The organism is Planobispora longispora (genome assembly GCF_016863135.1).
Taxonomy (GTDB): Bacteria; Actinomycetota; Actinomycetes; order Streptosporangiales; family Streptosporangiaceae; genus Planobispora; species Planobispora longispora.
This window is the reverse complement of sequence record NZ_BOOH01000028.1, coordinates 1-15387: the sequence shown is the minus strand read 5'-3', so window position 1 is coordinate 15387 and position 15387 is coordinate 1. Positions and strand designations below refer to the sequence as shown.

At 70.2% G+C, this 15387-nt stretch carries 17 protein-coding genes and 1 tRNA gene; 2 read left to right on the top strand and 16 right to left on the bottom strand.

The window, feature by feature from the left end:
• Positions 1 to 110 precede the first annotated feature (110 nt).
• Positions 111 to 1328 (top strand): acetyl-CoA C-acetyltransferase, encoded by a 1218-nt coding sequence (locus tag Plo01_RS18290; protein ID WP_203891835.1) that lies wholly within the window; start codon positions 111 to 113, stop codon positions 1326 to 1328.
• Between the two features lie 8 nt (positions 1329 to 1336).
• On the opposite strand, the gene Plo01_RS18285 is transcribed toward Plo01_RS18290, so the two are convergent.
• From Plo01_RS18285 to Plo01_RS18275, 3 genes are all read right to left on the bottom strand, one after another.
• Positions 1337 to 1747 carry a PPOX class F420-dependent oxidoreductase gene (locus Plo01_RS18285; protein ID WP_203891834.1) on the bottom strand — a complete coding sequence of 137 codons (411 nt, stop codon included), beginning with the start codon at positions 1745 to 1747 and terminating at the stop codon, positions 1337 to 1339.
• Positions 1748 to 1995: 248 nt separating this feature from the next.
• Entirely contained in the window at positions 1996 to 2220 is a 225-nt protein-coding gene (locus Plo01_RS18280) for a DUF4287 domain-containing protein (protein WP_203891916.1), read from the bottom strand.
• 227 nt (positions 2221 to 2447) lie between these two features.
• Positions 2448 to 3230, bottom strand: a complete 783-nt coding sequence (locus Plo01_RS18275; RefSeq protein WP_203891833.1) for a Bax inhibitor-1/YccA family protein — start codon at positions 3228 to 3230, stop codon at positions 2448 to 2450.
• Positions 3231 to 3627: 397 nt separating this feature from the next.
• Here Plo01_RS18275 and Plo01_RS18270 point away from each other — a divergent pair, with 397 nt between their 5' ends.
• A complete protein-coding gene (locus Plo01_RS18270; protein ID WP_203891832.1) occupies positions 3628 to 4188 on the top strand; it encodes a protein kinase domain-containing protein in 561 nt (186 codons plus the stop codon).
• Here the strand turns inward: Plo01_RS18270 and Plo01_RS18265 are convergent.
• The 13 genes from Plo01_RS18265 to Plo01_RS18205 form a co-directional block, all read right to left on the bottom strand.
• A complete protein-coding gene (locus Plo01_RS18265; protein WP_203891831.1) occupies positions 4185 to 5444 on the bottom strand; it encodes a GAF domain-containing sensor histidine kinase in 1260 nt (419 codons plus the stop codon). The two genes, Plo01_RS18270 and Plo01_RS18265, sit on opposite strands and share 4 nt — an antisense overlap.
• A gap of 279 nt (positions 5445 to 5723) precedes the next feature.
• Complete coding sequence (locus Plo01_RS18260) at positions 5724 to 6344, bottom strand: GOLPH3/VPS74 family protein (RefSeq protein WP_203891830.1); 621 nt, start codon at positions 6342 to 6344, stop codon at positions 5724 to 5726.
• 1 nt (position 6345) lies between these two features.
• Entirely contained in the window at positions 6346 to 6561 is a 216-nt protein-coding gene (locus Plo01_RS18255; RefSeq protein WP_203891829.1) for a type II toxin-antitoxin system antitoxin, read from the bottom strand.
• Between the two features lie 4 nt (positions 6562 to 6565).
• Entirely contained in the window at positions 6566 to 7477 is a 912-nt protein-coding gene (locus Plo01_RS18250; protein ID WP_203891828.1) for an SPFH domain-containing protein, read from the bottom strand.
• Between the two features lie 354 nt (positions 7478 to 7831).
• Positions 7832 to 7904, bottom strand: a tRNA-Leu gene (locus Plo01_RS18245).
• Between the two features lie 39 nt (positions 7905 to 7943).
• The gene (def, locus tag Plo01_RS18240; protein ID WP_203891827.1) at positions 7944 to 8603 is read right to left on the bottom strand and encodes a peptide deformylase; all 660 of its coding nucleotides are present in this window, start codon (positions 8601 to 8603) and stop codon (positions 7944 to 7946) included.
• Positions 8603 to 9100: a glycine cleavage system transcriptional repressor gene (locus tag Plo01_RS18235; RefSeq protein ID WP_203891826.1), complete on the bottom strand. Its 498-nt coding sequence runs from the start codon at positions 9098 to 9100 to the stop codon at positions 8603 to 8605. The genes def and Plo01_RS18235 overlap by 1 nt, the downstream gene beginning before the upstream one ends.
• 94 nt (positions 9101 to 9194) lie before the next feature.
• The gene (locus Plo01_RS18230; protein WP_203891825.1) at positions 9195 to 10511 is read right to left on the bottom strand and encodes an NAD(P)/FAD-dependent oxidoreductase; all 1317 of its coding nucleotides are present in this window, start codon (positions 10509 to 10511) and stop codon (positions 9195 to 9197) included.
• 172 nt (positions 10512 to 10683) lie between these two features.
• Positions 10684 to 11481: a uracil-DNA glycosylase gene (locus Plo01_RS18225; RefSeq protein ID WP_203891824.1), complete on the bottom strand. Its 798-nt coding sequence runs from the start codon at positions 11479 to 11481 to the stop codon at positions 10684 to 10686.
• A gap of 203 nt (positions 11482 to 11684) precedes the next feature.
• Positions 11685 to 13049 (bottom strand): hypothetical protein, encoded by a 1365-nt coding sequence (locus Plo01_RS18220; RefSeq protein WP_203891823.1) that lies wholly within the window; start codon positions 13047 to 13049, stop codon positions 11685 to 11687.
• Between the two features lie 202 nt (positions 13050 to 13251).
• Positions 13252 to 14214 (bottom strand): Ppx/GppA phosphatase family protein, encoded by a 963-nt coding sequence (locus Plo01_RS18215; RefSeq protein WP_203891822.1) that lies wholly within the window; start codon positions 14212 to 14214, stop codon positions 13252 to 13254.
• Positions 14211 to 14804 carry a DUF501 domain-containing protein gene (locus tag Plo01_RS18210; protein WP_203891821.1) on the bottom strand — a complete coding sequence of 198 codons (594 nt, stop codon included), beginning with the start codon at positions 14802 to 14804 and terminating at the stop codon, positions 14211 to 14213. The genes Plo01_RS18215 and Plo01_RS18210 overlap by 4 nt, the downstream gene beginning before the upstream one ends.
• 39 nt (positions 14805 to 14843) lie before the next feature.
• Entirely contained in the window at positions 14844 to 15314 is a 471-nt protein-coding gene (locus tag Plo01_RS18205; RefSeq protein ID WP_239316592.1) for a septum formation initiator family protein, read from the bottom strand.
• Positions 15315 to 15387 lie beyond the last annotated feature (73 nt).

The window sequence follows — 15387 nt, the reverse complement described above, 5'->3', positions numbered from 1 at the left end:
ACACCGTCCGAGGCACGCCCGCAGCCGCGCTGCGGGCGCGGCGAGGGCGGGAGCCGGCTCTCACCCCCGAGCCGCGACGCGTCAGCGTTGCCATGACCACAGGAGAGCACATGCCCGAGGCAGTCATCGTCGCGACCGCGCGCTCGCCCATCGGACGCGCCTTCAAGGGGTCACTCAAGGACATCCGTCCCGACGACCTGACCGTACAGATGATCAAGGCCGCGCTGGCCAAGGTCCCCCAGCTCGACCCGAACACCATCGACGACGTGATGCTGGGCTGCGGCCTGCCCGGCGGCGAGCAGGGCTTCAACATGGCCCGCGTGGTCTCCACCCTGCTGGGGCTCGACACCGTGCCGGGCACCACCGTCACCCGCTACTGCTCGTCCTCGCTGCAGACCACCCGGATGGCGTTCCACGCGATCAAGGCCGGCGAGGGCGACGTGTTCGTCTCGGCGGGCGTGGAGGTCGTCTCCCGCTTCGTCAAGGGCAACTCCGACTCGCTGCCCGACACGCAGAACCCGCTGTTCGCCGAGGCGCAGGGCCGTACGGCCAAGGCCGCCGAGGGCGGCCAGACCTGGCGCGACCCCCGCGAGGACGGCGCGCTGCCCGACATCTACATCGCGATGGGCCAGACCGCGGAGAACCTCGCCGGGATCAAGGGCGTCTCCCGCCAGGAGCAGGACGAGTTCGGCGTCCGCTCCCAGAACCTGGCCGAGAAGGCCCTCTCCAACGGCTTCTGGGAGCAGGACATCACCCCGGTGACCCTGCCGGACGGGACCGTGGTCAGCAAGGACGACGGCCCCCGCGCCGGCACCACCTACGAGGCCGTCTCCCAGCTCAAGCCGGTCTTCCGCCCCGACGGCACGGTCACCGCGGGCAACTGCTGCCCGCTGAATGACGGCGCCGCCGCGGTCATCGTGATGAGCGACACCAAGGCCGCCGAGCTGGGCATCACCCCGCTGGCCCGGATCGTCTCCACCGGTGTGACCGGCCTGTCCCCCGAGATCATGGGGCTGGGCCCGGTCGAGGCCAGCAAGCAGGCCCTGGCGCGGGCCGGCATGTCCATCGGCGACGTGGACCTCGTCGAGATCAACGAGGCCTTCGCCGCCCAGGTCATCCCGTCCTACAAGGACCTGGGCATCGACCTCGACCGGCTCAACGTCAACGGCGGCGCCATCGCGGTGGGGCACCCGTTCGGCATGACCGGCGCCCGGATCACCTCCACGCTGATCAACAGCCTCCGGTTCCACGACAAGTCGATCGGCCTGGAGACCATGTGCGTGGGCGGCGGCCAGGGCATGGCCATGGTCCTGGAGCGCCTGGGCTAGTCCTTCCCTCAGCCGTGGACGTCGGGACCGGCCCGGGTGATGTCGAAACGCACGATCACCCGCCGGTCCCGTTCCATGGCCGCCCGGTAGTCGTCCCAGTCGGGGTGCTCACCGGAGATGTCGCGGTAGTAGCTCACCAGGAGGTCCATCGCCTCCGGCAGCGAAACGATCTCCGCCGTCCCCTCGATCTGGATCCACTGGCCGAAGAAGGCGTCCGTGGTCACGCAGAGCGCCACCCGGGAGTCCCGGCGGAGGTTGCGGACCTTCACCGAGGTCTCCCGGGTGCTGATGATCGCGCGTCCCTGGGCGTCGATCCCCACGGTGACCGGGGAGAGCTGGGGTCTCCCGTCGACGTGCCAGGTCAGCATGACCGCGCGGTGGTTGGAGCGGAGGAATTCGCATGCCTTGTCGAGATCCATGATCCCCATCATCCTCGGACAGGCGAGAGGGCGCACCACCGGGTGACGCGGGAGAGCCGCATCCTCGGGGCGCGCCTCGGAAGGTGCGCGCAGGGCCCGCAGAGCCCGGCGGGAGCCCGCGAGAACCCGTGAGGACCCACGAGAGGACCCGCGTGCGGACGGCGCCGCCGGGTCGCGCGAAGGGCCCGGAATGCGCGAGAGCCCGCACCACCCGGTGGCGGCACGGGCCCTCGGAGAGAAGGCGGCTGCTACAGGTGGTGGCGGCGCTGCCGCTCGTGCTCGTGCACGATGGCGGCGGCGTAGCCGTGGGTCAGCCCGTGCTCGTCCGCGAGCCAGTTGGCACGCTCATCGCAGCGGAGGAACGACGGACCGTTGTCGATAGCTTGAAACCACTCTGGGAGTGCGCGTCCCGTGATAGTCGGGACCCTTGCGATCAGTTTGCTCTGCGTCTCCGGTGAGTGGTTCAACGACATGGGCACCTCCACGGATAGGGCTCCTTGGATTGACAGTGCATCACGGAACCGCAGATGGCAAGACCCGACGACACGCTCCTGTCACGCTTCGGTTGCCTTCGGTTGCGTTTCGTTCACGGATGCCCCGGCTTCACCGCATAAAAGAACCCCGTCGGAGCTGCTCCGACGGGGTTCTTCACGGGTAGGCGGCTGCCGGCCTCAGATCATCCGGCGCGGCCGGCCTTCGATCAGTCGTCGCCCGAGAAGTAGCTCAGCAGGCGCAGGACCTCCAGGTAGATCCAGACCAGGGTCATGGTCAGGCCGAAGGCCATCAGCCAGGAGTACTTCGCCGGGGCGCCGTACTTCACGCCCTGCTCGACCTGGTCGAAGTCGAGGAGCAGGAAGAAGCAGCCGACGAGGATCGCGATGACGCTGACCGCGATGGCCAGCGGGCTGCCGTCGCGGAGGCCGAGGCCCCCGGGGACGAAGAAGCTCACGAGCATGTTGACGAGCAGGGCGCCCATCAGGGCGAGACCCGCCCCCACGACGAACTTGGTGAACTTCGGCGTGACCCGGATGATCCGGAGCGAGTAGACCGTGAGCATCGCCCCGAAGGCGAGTGCCGTGCCCAGCACCGCCTGGAAGACGATGCCGTCGTAGAAGTTGTTGAACTGGTGGCTGATCACACCGACGGCGACGCCGTAGGCGACCGAGTAGCCGAGGATCAGGGCCGGGTTGGTGCTCTGCTTGAACGTGATGATCAGGGCGAGGACCAGCCCGACGAGCACGCCGGCGATCGCCGCGCCGTAGCCCAGGTTGAGGGTCCAGGCCACGGCGGCCGAGACGACCAGGGTGCCCAGGGTCATGAAACCGCGCACGACCACGTCGTCGATCGTCATGGGCCGCTGCGCGGGCGGTGCGTACGACGGGCTGTCGTACATGCCCTGAAGCTGCTCAGGGGTCGGGGTCGGATAGCCCCCGGGCTGCTGGCCCTGGGGCATCCGGTTGAATACGGGGTTCTTGCTTTCCATCGCTGCCTCCACGCTGCGACCTACACGATCAGCGTATTAGATCGGTTGTCACACGGCCGTATCGTGCCTATATCTATATTTTCGTGTGCGTGGCCGTACGGCTACCGCCGATATCCTCAACGCGCTGTCCACGCCATGAGTTCCCGGTTTCCCCACCGTCCTCACCGGCCTCTCACCAGGGTTGCACCGTACCGTCCTTCCGCCGTGCATCGCGTCCCCCCTCACCCGCAACTTCCCCGCCGCCCCGCGCATCCAATGCTGCGGAAGAAGTCGGGGACGGCAGGGGGACGGCATGGCGGCGGGAGCGATCGGCGATGACTCGCGACGACCGGGGACGGACCACCCGGATGCGGGAGGCGTCGGCGGTTCCGGGCCGTCCCCCCTCGGCGCGCGTGAGGTGAGCCTGCGCGCGGCCGTCGCGGGCGGCCGCGTGGTCACCGGCGACGAGCTGCTCCGGCTGGGCACGGCGATCGCCGCGGCGCTGGCCGAGGTCCACGACGCCGGCGTGGCCCACCGGGGCGTGAAACCGGACAACGTGCTGCTCGGCCCGGACGGCCCGCGGGTGGTCGGGCCGGGCACGGCCCGGACGCTGGAGACGGCCGTGACCGCGGCCGGGCCGGCGACGGACGTCCGGACCTACATGCCGCCGGAGGTGTTCACCGGCCGGAGGGCCGGGATCCCGGCGGACGTGTTCGGCTGGGGGTGCGTCATGGTCTTCGCCGCGACCGGAGAGGACCCGTTCCGGGCGGGGAGCGCGGGCTGCCTCATGCACCTGGTGCTCTCGGTCGACCCCGGCCTGGGCGCGCTCCCCGCCACGCTCCGCGACCTGGTCGCCGCCGCACTGGCCAAGCAGCCCCAGGCCAGACCCACCGCCCGGCAGCTACTGGCGGCCCTGACCGGCGACGCCCCCGCCGTGACCGCCCGCCCGCCGGGTCGAGGACTTCGATGCGGACCCTAGCGGCGCGCGGCCCGGCCGTTCCGCCGGGTGAGCTCCGGCGGCGCGTCGCCGGCCGTGCCGGGCAGGCTGATGCGCACCCGGGTGCCGTGGCCGGGCCGGCTGTCGATGTGCACCTGTCCGCTGTGCAACTGGACGATCTTGTTGGTGATGGACAGCCCCACGCCGGTGCCGCCGATCGCCCGCTCCTCCGCCTGGCTGCCGCGGTAGAAGTCCTCCAGCACGTGCTCCAGCTCCGCCGGGGCGATGCCGATCCCGGTGTCGCGCACCTCGATCGTCGGGACCGGTCCGCCCTCGACGATGACCACGACGCTCCCGCCGGGCGCGGTGAACTTGATGGCGTTGTCCAGAACCTGGGCCAGCGCGTGCTCCAGCCCGGCGGCGTCGGCCCACACCCTCAGCGAGGCGGGCGCGTGCACGGCCACGATCAGGTGGCATTCGCGGGCGGCGGGCATGACCTTCTCCACCGCGCGCCTGACCAGCTCGGCCAGATCCACCTCACTCGGGCGGTGGGTGACCGTGCGGGCGTTGAGACTGGCCACCAGCAGCAGGTCGTCGATCAGCGTCAGGATGCGTTGACTGTTGCGTTCGATCACCCGCAGGAACTTCTGCTCGGTCACCTCGTCCAGCTCGTCGTCCTGGATCAGCTGCAGGTAACTGGAGATCGAGGTCAGCGGGGTGCGCAGCTCGTGGTTGACGGTGCTCAGGAACTGGTTCTTCAGCTCCTCCGTCTCCTTCAGCCGGGTGATGATCTCGTCGGCGCGCTGGGTGTAGTAGCGGGCCTCCATCAGGCCGGCGGTGGCGGCGGCCAGCGTGGTCAGCGCCTCGTGCTGGTCCCCGGTCAGGCGGCCCGGCGTGTGGTCCATCACGCACACCGCGCCCAGGGCGTGGTCGTGGCTGGTGACGATCGGCGCGCCGCAGTAGAAGCGCACGTACGGCTCACCGGTCACCCACGGGTTCTCGAGGAAACGCTCATCGGCCAGTGCGTCGGGTATCTCCAGCACCTCGCGACTGCAGATGACGTACGAGCACGCCGTCGCCTCCCGGCCGCCGCGGGTCGCGGTGACGCCGACGCGCCCCTTGTAGTCCTGACCTTCGCCGTCGATGAGGGTGACCAGCGCGAGCGGTGTCTGGCAGACGGTCGCGGCCAGTCGGGCGACGGCGTTGAAGTCGGGTTCGGGAACGGTGGTCAGAGACTGCAGAGTGGCCAGCTCCGCCACACGTTCGGCCTCGTCGACAGGTATAGGTATGGAAGCCATCGGGTCCTCCACTCACGCTCTTGATCGGTGCGGAACGGTCGTGGTGGGTGATGCCCCGCTACAGCCGTACTGGCCGAACTCCGGGCCAGATGATTCCTACCCACTCGCCTCGTCGGCATAACCGCTGTATCTGCAGGCAGAGGCGTTCCGATCGGTCTCCGATGCCGGCGCGTCGCCTGCCACGGCACGGCTCAATCGAGCTCGCAGGAGGTCTCCGCCTCGGCGACGCAGTCGATGTCGAGCCTGTCAGTCATGTCGCTCCCCTCCTCCCGGTGACGACTAACCGGCAGCGGCGGCCGCCTGGATCGATTTGCGCAGGGCGGGGCCGACCGGTCCGCTGAGCTCGGTGAGTTCCTGGATGCGCCGTTTGTTGGCGCGTCTGGTCTTACGGTCGAGGACGAGCGTGAGGTCGCCCGCGGCGACGATGGCCACGAGTGCGGCGTCGGCGGGGTCGACCCTGCCGACGGGTTTCTTCAGGGCGGCGCTGACCCGGCCGAGGAGTTCCTTGCGGACGCGGGGGTCGCGGATGGTCACCTTGGTCGTGGGGAACAGCCCGAGGATCCGGCGGGGTTGGAGGCGGACCCAGCCGCGATCACCGAGCTGCCGGCGTACCGCGCTGCGTGCGGCGCGCTGCCGGCGGTCGATCCAGGACTGCCATGTGCGCGGCCTGGAGCCGGCGATCTCTTCGAGGAGCGCGTCGAGGACGGGATCGCGGCGGGAGGGCCGGACGCCGATGGCGACGCGGCCGCGTTCGTCGGTGAGGTGGCCGCCCAGGTAGAGGTCGGCGAGGGCCGCGGCGCGGAGCATGGCGCCGAGGTTGGTGTCCACGCCGACCCTGCCCTTGTCCGGGTTGTAGGCCAGCAGGAAGATGCGCTGGGGGAGGCTGTCGGGCACTTCCACGTCATTCTTCTTCCGGGTCGGGTACGGCGGGGGGCCTGCCGGGTCCGCGGATCCGGCCGAGTCCCCCGGGGAGGCGGCCGGCGTCGGCGAGCGCCTTGCGCAGGAGGTACTCGATCTGGGCGTTCGTGCTGCGCAGTTCGTCGCCGGCCCAGCGTGCGAGCGCGTCGTGCACGGCGGGGTCGAGCCGGAGGAGGAGCTTCTTCCGTTCGGCGGCCATGGGTCTAGGAGTAGAGGGTGCCTGTGTTGACCACGGGCTGGGCGTCCCGGTCGCCGCACAGAACCACCAGCAGGTTGCTGACCATCGCGGCCTTGCGTTCCTCGTCGAGGTCGACGACGTCGTTCTCGGCGAGGCGGACCAGCGCCATTTCCACCATGCCGACCGCGCCTTCGACGATGCGGGTACGGGCCGCGACGATGGCGTTGGCCTGTTGCCTGCGGAGCATCGCGTGGGCGATCTCGGGCGAGTAGGCGAGACGGGTCAGCCGGGATTCGATGATCTTCACTCCTGCGGCGGCGACACGCACGCCGATCTCTTCCGACAGCCGGGCGGTGATCTCGTCGGCGTTGTCGCGCAGGGACATCTGGGCGGTGTCGTGGGAGTCGTAGGCGTAGCTGTTGGCGATGTGCCGTACGGCGGTCTCGGTCTGGATGGCGACGAACTCGATGAAGTCGTCGACCTCGAAGACGGCGCGGGCGGTGTCCTCGACGTGCCAGACGACGACGGCGGCGATCTCGATGGGGTTGCCGTCGGCGTCATTGACCTTGAGCACGTCGGTCTCGTGGTTGCGGATGCGGGTGGAGACCTTGCGCCTGGCGGTGAACGGGTTGACCCAGCGCAGTCCGTCGGTGCGCACGGTTCCGGTGTAGCGGCCGAGGAGCTGAAGGACGCGGGCTTCGCCGGGTGCGACGGGGGTGAGGCCGGCCAGGGCGATCAGAGCGGCCAGCCCGAACAGGAGGCTGAGGCCGACGACGCTCGCAACGACTGCGAATTCCTCCTGCTGCACGCCGACGATGAAGGTCACGACGCTGAGGAGGATCACCAGGACGGACAGGGAGAGGACCAGCCAGCCCGAGGCGCCCCGGGCGATGCGCTCGCGCACCTGCGGGGCGGGCAGGTCGAGGTGTTCCGTCATGAGGCTCCTTCAGAAGTGATGTCTTGGCATTAGCAAAGTGATATCACTTTTTCAGGCGGATGAACACCCGCCTGTCCTGTGCCGGACGACTGGGACGCCGAGGAGGAGGATGAGGCCGCCGGGGGGGCCGCCGATGCGCCCGCGGGCACGGCCGGGCGCCGACGGCGGCCCGCAGGTGGATCGCGGGCGCCCCGGGAGGGTGATCACAGTTGGGTAACCCTCGGATTTTCGGACCCGCCTGTGCCCGGGCAAGCCGGAGACGATCGGGGACGGTCACGGGCCGCCCGATGGGCAGCGAAGATCCCTGAGGGCCTATCCGCTGGTCAGAGGCGATTTTCCGGCGAAAGGCATGAGTGCCCCCGGCGGGACTCGAACCCGCACTACGACCCTTTTAAGGGGTATGCCTCTGCCATTGGGCTACGGGGGCGCCGCAATCATACGTAACGGAACACTCGGGCGTAACTGCTCATGTCACCTGTCTCACCCCCTTCTGGACAACACGGTAGACCGCCCGGGTGCCCGTGACACGGTCGAGGAAGAGAACTCCGTCGAGGTGGTCCATCTGGTGCTGGATGCAACGGGCCTCGAAGGCGTCGGCATGGACGATGAGGGGAGCGCCGCTGCCCGGGCGCTCCCCCTGGATCGTGACGCGGGTGGCGCGGGAGACGTCGCCGGTGAGGCCCGGGACGGACAGGCAGCCCTCCCGGGCCGTCGCCCAGTGGGAGGCGGCGACGAGGCGGGGGTTGGCCACGACGAGTTCTCCCGCGCAGGAGCGCGTTCCCGGGTGCCTGGAGACGTCGATGGAGAACAGCCGCCAGCCCAGGCCGATCTGGGGCGCGGCCAGGCCCGTGCAGCGGGATCGCCGCATGCTGGCCAGCAGGTCGGCCGCGGCGGCGACGACCTGCGGATCGGTGGGATCGACGGGCAGGGCCCGTGCGGTCAGGACGGGATGCGGGGCGCCGACCAGTTCGCGGCGGACGCCGTCCGGCAGCGCCTCACGGCAGATGCCGTCCGGCGGGGCTTCCCGGCGCACGCTGTCCGCGGGTGCTTGCCGGCGGGTGCCGTCCTGCGCCGCCTCCCGGCGGATGTCACCGGGCGGCGCGTCGTCGCGGGCGCCGGTGGTCATCAGAGCACCTCCGCCTCGGCGGGACGGAAGGTGATCTCGCAGCCGAGCCCGGCGCACACGGCGGACAGGTGACGCATCAGGGCGGCCACGTCCACCGCCTCGGGCAGTCTCACGTCCGCGATCAGGACGTACAGCCGCCCGCACAGGCGGGTGGTCATGCCGGTGATGACCCCGGAGGCGGCGGCGAGCGCGCCGCTGATCTCCGAGACGATCCCGGGGCGGTCAGGCCCGTGGGCGGTGAGAACGTAGCCGAGACCGGGCGCGTCCCCTCCGGGAGGGCGACGGGAGGTCACCTCCGTGGCGGTGACGGTCAGGCCGGGGAAGGCGGAAGCCGGCGGGACCTCGCCGGAGACCAGCAGCATCATCGCGACATGGCCGCCGAGCAACGTCATCGCCGAGTCTTCGATGTTCGCACCGGACCGGGTGATCGCCGAGGTCACCTCGGCGATCACTCCCGGCCTGTCGGCCCCCAGCACGGTGACCGCTGACAAGCTCATCCGCGACTCCCTCCCGGCCCGGGCTGGGGCTCGGGAGAGAGTCAGCGACGCGTCCCGAGGTGGCCCAGCGGCTCCCTCCCTCGGGTGCCCGAACTCAGGCCGTCGCCGCCGCGCGGAACTCCGCCCGCGGCTCCTCGATCTCTCCGAGCGAGACGGTCTCCCGCTTGAAGAACAGCGCCAGAGTCCAGTCGGCCATGACGCGGACCTTGCGGTTCACGGTAGGCACCCGGGACAGATGGTAGGTGCGGTGCATGAACCACGCAGGCAATCCACGAAGCTTGACCCCGTAGACGTTGGCGACGCCCTTGTGCAGGCCCAGGCCCGCGACCGATCCGACGTACTTGTGCCGGTAATCCGCCAGTTCCTTGCCGTGGAGGTACCGGGTGATGTTGTCGGCGAGCACCTTGGCCTGCCGGACCGCGTGCTGGGCGTTGGGCGCGCAGTACTGACCCGGGTTGGTCACGTCGGGGACCCCCGCCACGTCTCCCGCGGCGAAGGCGTCCTTGGCGCCCACCACGGTCAGCCGGGTGCTGGTCTTGATCCGGCCGCGCTCGTCCAGCGGCAGGTCACCGGCGTTCGCGACCGGGCTGGGCTTCACCCCGGCGGTCCACACGATGGTGGCCGACTCGAACTCCTCCCCGTCGGAGAGCTTGACCAGGCCGCCCTCGCAGGACTCCAGGCGGGTGTTCATCTTGACCTCGATGCCGCGCTCGCGCAGCTGCTCGGCGGTCCAGCGGCCCATCTCCGGGCCGACCTCGGGCAGGATCCGGTCGGTCGCCTCGACCAGGACCCAGCGCATGTCCTCGCGCTTGACGTTGTGGTAGTAGCGGACCGCGTCGAGCGCCATGTCCTCCAGCTCGGCGAGGGCCTCGATGCCGGCGAACCCGCCGCCGACCACGACGAACGTCAGCGCACGGCGGCGCACCGCCTCGTCGTCGTTCGTCTCGGCCCGGTCGAGGAGCCCGAGCACCCGGTTGCGCAGGGCGATCGCCTCGCCGACCGTCTTGAAGCCGATCGCGGCGTCGGCCAGGCCGGGGATCGGCAGGGTGCGGGAGACCGAGCCGGCGGCCATCACCACGAGGTCGTAGGAGATCTCGTGGGGGGTGCCGACGTTCGGCTCGAACAGCACGGTCTTGTCGGCGTGGTTCACCTTGGCGACCTTGCCGTTGAGGATCGCCGCCTTCTTCAGGACCCGGCGGAGCGGGACCACCACGTGCCGGGGGGAGAGGTTCCCCGCCGCCGCCTCGGGCAGGAAGGGCTGGTAGGTCATGTGGGATTCGGGAGTGAGGACGGTGATGCGCACGCTGCCGTCGCGCAGCTCCTTGCGGAGCGTGCGCTGGAGCCGTAGCACCGTGTAGAGACCGACATAGCCGCCACCGACGACCACGATGTGCTTGGAGTTGCGGTTCACTTCGGCGCCCCTCTAGGTCCGAGACTTTGTGAAAGCTTTCACAAGCATACGTCCCCGACTCCCGCCGACACCAGGGCACCTCCTGATAACTTCATCACTAATTTCCAGAAAAAGCAGAACTCGTCTCAATTCCGGAGGAAAGTTCGGCAAAAATTCCCCTTTGTGATGGAGTTCACATGTGCCGAAGCGCGTTCGCCCTGATGAAGACCTGGTCGAGCATCTCAGCGGTCACCCGGCCGGTGAATGTGTTCTGCTGGCTGGGGTGGTAACACCCGAGAAGATGAGCGGAAGTTCCGCCCCGAGCGATCTCCACCTCGGCCCCGTGCCCGAAGGCGGGCCTCGGACGGGGCAGGGTGTAGCCCGCGTCCTTCAGCGCCGGCCACACGGCCTGCCACGCGAAGCCCCCGAGCGCGACCACCACCCGCACACTCTCGGCCACCAGCGCGATCTCCCGGGCCAGCCAGGGGAAACACGCGGCCCGTTCCTCGGGCAGCGGCTTGTTGTCCGGCGGCGCGCATCTGACCGCGGCCACCATCCGCGCGCCGATGAGCCGCTGCCCGTCACCGGCGCGGACACTCGTCTCCTGTACGGCCAAGCCCGTCCGGTACAGCGAGGCGAACAGCCAGTCCCCGCTCCGGTCGCCGGTGAAGATCCGTCCGGTCCGGTTGCCGCCGTGCGCCGCCGGAGCCAGCCCCACGATGAGGATCTCCGGCTTCTCCTCCCCCCACCCGGCGATGGGCCTCCCCCAGTAGGTCTCCTCGGCGAACGCCCGGCGCCTGACCGTGGCGACCTCCTCCCGCCAGGCCACCAGGCGGGGGCAGGCGCGGCAGACCGACTGCCGGGCGGTGAGGTCGGCGAGGACCCTGCTGGAGGACGCGAGCTCCCCCACCTCGGCGGGGTCGTGCGCGACGGGTGTGTCCGGCTGGGCGGGGTCGTCCGGCCACCCGGACCCCGGAGGAACGAAGGTCATGCCCCGATCGTGCCAGCCCCCGCCCGGCCCGAGACGCGGGGGGAAGCCACGGACACGGCAGAGGGGAAGCCGCGGACACGGACACCGCGGAGGGGAGGCCACCGGACACGGACACCGCGGGAGGAGCCGCGGACATGGAAAAGCGGCGCCCGCACGGAGCGGACGCCGCCTTCTCTCAGCTCAGGCTGGAGCCTTCACAATCCTCAGGCGCCGGCCTCGTTGTCCCCCTGGGCGGAGACGCAGACGGCGTCGTAGTTCGCCGACTGCGACTTGCCGCCGACCGTCAGGGTCGCCGTGCCGTTCTTCAGGCCGTTCGATTCAGCGGAGAACGGCACCTGCTCGCTGCCGCCGCCCGCACCGAAGGTGATCTGCCCCTTCTTCACCTCGTTGCCGTTGACGGTCCAGACGTAGCTGACCGTCGTGGCGCCGGTGGCGGTGATGGTGCCGGAGAGGTTGAGCGCGCCCTTCGGGCACCCGGCCGCGGTGTGGACGGCCGTCACGTTGGAGAGCGTGACGTTCACCGGGGCGGTGCAGGTGACCTTGCCGGTGACGGTCCCGGTGGTCGAGCCGTGGTAGAGCTCGATCGCGCGGGTGGCCGTGCCGGACTCGCTCGCCCGCCAGGTGTCGGACACCGTGCGGGTGCCGCTGACGTAGACGGTCTCCCAGGCGCCGGGGACGCCGTTGCGGATCCAGCGGTACTTCACGTGGCCCCGGTGGCCGTACGAGACCCTGATCTCACCGAGGAAGGTACGGTCGACCGGGCAGGAGCCGTCGTAGGCGCCGGGGGCGCTGACCGACGCGGTGGCCTTGGGCGACCAGTCCTTGCACCAGATCTTGAACCCGACCCGGTTGGAGTCGCCGTGGCGCGGGCCCACGAGCTGCAGCTGAGCCCAGCCGTGCAGGCTCTTGTCCGTGCGGATCACGTGGGTGACCCGGCGGGAGTCGTAGACCTTGACCGAGTCGCTGGCGATCACGCGGCCGTTGACGACCCAGCGGTAGTGCACCCAGCGGGGGCTGGAGACACTGATCCGGCCGATCAGGACGGCCTTGCAGTTGCCCTCGTCCACCCACGCGTCGGCGTCGGCGTACCAGTGGTGCCCGTGGCCGCCGTCCCAGCCGCCGTCCCAGTCGTCACAGGAGACCTTGAAGTAGGCCTTCCCCGAGGTCGCCTTGCGCGGGGTCAGAACCTGAAGCGCCTGCCAGCCCTTCAGGTCCTTCTTGAAGACGGCCGACTCCTTCACCGTGACGTGCTTGACGCCCTTGCCGACGGTGAAGGTCTTGATCTTGCTCTTGGACCCGTCACCGCGCAGCCAGCGGTAGGCCACGGTGGTCTTGCCCTTGACGGCCTTCACCTTGATCTTCGAGGAGAAGGTGACCCGTACCGGGCACTCGCCCCTGCCCGCGGAGAACGACACCTTGGGGGTGCCGGCGAAGACCGCGGGCTTGGCCTTGGGCTTGGTGTAGGTCGAGGAAGTCGTCTTCCCCTGGGTGGATCCGGTGGCCGCCGCTGCGGGGGAGGCCAACAGACCCGTCGCCATGGTCGCCAGCATGGCCGCGCTGGCTCCCATGGCAGCTAACCTGCGCGCTAATCCGGACTTCATGAGGGGGTGCTCCGTTTCGTTGGGAAGCGAAAGTCCGCTCCGGAGACGGTTGCCGCCCCGACAACAGCTGTGCCGGGCCCCACGGCAAAGCCTCACTAAAGCTTCTTTACCTAACCATAAAACGGAACGATCTCCAATACTCCCGCTTGGGGGCTTTGTCCAGATGTTGTTACGCTTTAGCTATCGACCAGGCGATTCCATCGAGAATGTCGCGCTCACTGACGACGACCTCCGCGAAGCCGTACCGCCGCACGACCCGGTCCAGGATGAGCGCCCCCGCCCCGATGACGTCCACGCGGCCGGGGTGCATGACCCCCATCGCCGCCCGCTCCGCGTGGGACATCTCCAGCAGGCGCCGGGAAACAGCGTGTACTTCATTCGCCGCTATGCGTGAGTGATGAATTTTATGCGGGTCATATTCGTCCAGATCAAGCGCTATTCCGGCGACGGTCGTCACCGAGCCCGCGAGCCCGACGAGAGTCAGCGCCCGCTCCACCGGGACCTCCTGCGGCACCCGGTCGAGCGCGTCGTCGATGTCGGCGGTCATCGCCTCGACGGCCTCGGCGCCCGGCGGGTCTCCCGCGCCTCGCAGGTGCCGCTCGGACAGCCGGACGCAGCCGATGTCCACCGACAGGCCCGCGTCCACGTGCGTCGACCCGACCACGAACTCGGTGGAGCCGCCGCCGATGTCCACCACGAGGTACGGCGGGCGCGTGCCGTCGGGAGTGGGCAGGCCGGTCTCCGGCGACAGGCGCCCGAACTCCCGGGTCGCCCCGGCGAACGACAGGTCGGCCTCCTCCGCGCCCGAGACCACCTCCGGCTCGACGCCGAAGATCTCCCGCACGCCGTCCGTGAAGTCCTGCCGGTTGGCGGCGTCCCTGGTGGCGCTGGTCGCCACCACCCGGACCGCGACGGCCCCGTGCCGCTCGATCAGCGCGGCGTAGCCCCGCATCGCGGTGAAGGTGCGGTCCAGGGCCTCGGGGGCCAGCCTGCCGGTCTCGTCCACCCCCTGGCCGAGCCGGACGATCTCCATCCGCCGCTCGACGTCGTGCAGGGAGTCATGGGCGATGTCCGCGATGAGCAGACGGACGGAGTTGGTGCCGCAGTCGATCGCGGCGACGCGGCGCGTCACTTGTCGTCCTCCTCAACGAGCGTCGCGGGCGCGCTGGGCCCGCCTGTCCCGGCGGATCCGTCGAGCTCCGCGAGCTCCGCGGGATCCTCGGGTCCGGCGGAACAGCACGGCCCCTCGGCCCACCACTCGCCGAGCGCGTCGAGAGCCTCCCGGCCGAAGGGGTTGGTCCCCGGCGCCGCCAGCTCGTGCGCGACCAGCGCGTGCAGGCACTTGACCCGGTCCGGCATCCCGCCGCTGCTCTGCATGCCCCGCGGCAGCGGCTCCAGGCCCTCCTCGGCGGCGGCCTTGTCGCGGCGGGCGAGGTAGTCCTCGTGGGCGGCCCGGTAGGCCGCGGCGAGCTCCGGGTCCTCGGCGAGCCTGGCCCGCATGTCCTTCATCATCCCCGTGCTCTCCAGGGTGCCGATGGCGGAGTTGACCCGCGGGCACGTCAGGTAGAACAGCGTCGGGAAGGGCGAGCCGTCCGGCAGCCGCGGCGCGGTCTCCACCACGTCGGGCAGCCCGCACGGGCACCGGTGCGCCACCGCCCGCAGTCCTCGCGGCGCCCGGCCGAGCTGCCGTCGCACCGCCGCCACGTCGCGGTCATCCACCATCGCCGGACCCCTCCTGAAGAACGGCCTCCAGGGTATCGGTCACCGGCCGCCGATCGCCTTCCTGCCCTTGCCCGTGTCCGCGGCCTCGACCGACTCCCAGAGCGTCTGGTACCACGGCGGCGCGGCGACCTGCCGTTCCGGCGCGGCCTTCGCGTCCTTGGCGGGCTCGTCGCCCATGACGACGTGGCACGTCATGCCCGGCTCGCAGTAGAAGAGCCGCTCCCTGGCGAGCCGGTCCTTGTAGGCGGGATCCGCCAGCTGCCTGCGCCGGTCGTCCAGCACCTTGATCTCGGCGAGCAGCTGGGATCGCTGCTGTTCGAGCTCGGCGATGTTGCGGCGCTGCGTGATGTACTCCCGGATGGGATAGGCGAGGCTCACGGCGATGGCGCACACCACGACCGCGAGCACCGCGGCCCGTCCCGTCAGCTGCGGCCGTCTCCTGCCCCCGGACGCCGTGGTCGGCGCCGTGGTCGGCGCGGCGTTCGGTGCGGCGTCCTCTCGCGGGCTCATGGCGTCCCCTCGCGGGTTCATAGGCTCCTTCGCTCCTCGGGTACGGCGTGCGCCCACCGACCGGCGGGCGCAC